1 protein-coding gene is annotated in these 1,484 nt (G+C 61.6%); it reads left to right on the plus strand.

All coding sequences use genetic code 11. The features are described 5' to 3' along the window. Nucleotides 1-83 precede the first annotated feature (83 nt). Entirely contained in the window at nt 84-1,457 is a 1,374-nt protein-coding gene (locus AC1DOX_RS30930) for an IS4 family transposase (protein ID WP_441624653.1), read from the plus strand. The last annotated feature ends 27 nt before the right edge of the window (nt 1,458-1,484 follow it).

Below are 1,484 nucleotides of genomic sequence, written 5' to 3' on the forward strand. Positions count from 1 at the left end.
CTGAGGATTACCCACAAATCCGGTTGTAAACCTCGGCAGACGGTGTTAACTTGCGCGCATCCTGTTCATTTTGCGGCAGCGGGTTGGCAATCGAGGACGACACGACAGACTGGGCGAGCGAGGAATTCGCGCAAGCGAATTTCGGAGACGCTCGTCTGTCGTATCGCTTGGTCGCGTTGGCGCGTCAACTGGCAGCCAGTCCACACACCTCGCTGCCACAGGCACTTTCGCCCGCCGAACTGAAAGCGGCATACCGTTTCTTCGACAACGATCAGGTCGACACCGACGGCGTGCTGACGCCGCATATCGCGCAGACACTGCATCGCATGGAGCAACTGCCGGTGGTGCTGGCGATACAGGACACCACCGAATTCAATCTGACGCATCTACACGCCACGCAAGGGCTTGGTTACTGCACCGGTGGCAACGAGCGCGGCTTCATGATGCACAGCCTGCTGGCGGTGAGCCCGGAGGGTCTGCCGCTCGGTGTGCTGGGCATGAAGACTTGGGCGCGTACGGAAGCGGCCAAGGGAAGTGCAGCGCAGCGCAAGTCTCGCCCGATTCACGAGAAGGAGAGCATCAAGTGGATCGAAGGCTTGGCACACCTGTCGGCATTGAAGTCGCGCTGTGCGCAGACCCGGCTGGTTGGTGTCGGCGATCGCGAAAGCGACGTCTACGAACTGTTTGCCGCCAAGCGCCCACAGGGAGTGGATTGGCTGGTGCGCGCGGCATGGAATCGCCGCGTTCGGGACCCGCAGGACTATCTTTGGCAGACCGTGCTGAACACACCTGTGGCTGGCCACACGGAGTTGTTGATTCCCGCCAGAGGTACGCGCACCCAGCGCACGGCACGGCTGACACTGCGATATGCGCCCGTTCGCTTGCGGCCGCCCAAGCTACGGGCGAGCCAGTTACCCGAACTCAATGTCTTCGCCATTCACGTCATTGAGGAGCACGCTCCCGCCGGCATTGAGCCACTCGAGTGGATGCTGCTCAGCTCAGTGCCCACGCACTCGCCCGAGCAGGCCCTCGAGCGGCTGGCGTGGTATGCACGGCGCTGGACGATCGAGACATGGCACAGGGTAATCAAGAGCGGTTGCCGCATTGAAGCCCGCCAGTTTGGCACGCTCGAGCGTTTCGAGCGTGCCACGTCCCTGTTCGCCGTCATCGCGTGGCGCATCCTCTACACCACACTTCTTGCACGCATCGATGGTGATTTGCCCTGCGAAGTTGTGCTCCAGCCAGTCGAATGGCAGGCGCTGTATTGCCGCGTGCATCGCACCACCCGGCCACCGGACCAAGTGCCGTCCCTGAACCAAGCGGTGCGATGGATCGCCACCCTTGGCGGCTACCTGAATCGCCGCAACGATCCTCCGCCCGGCGCTACCGTCATCTGGCGAGGCTTCCTCGTCTTGCACGAAATCACAGAGATGTTCCGTATCTTTAATTCGGGATAGCGAGCCAAGCTTGTGGGTAAAGCTCAG

This window comes from Cupriavidus sp. 01L415 (assembly GCF_056400065.1).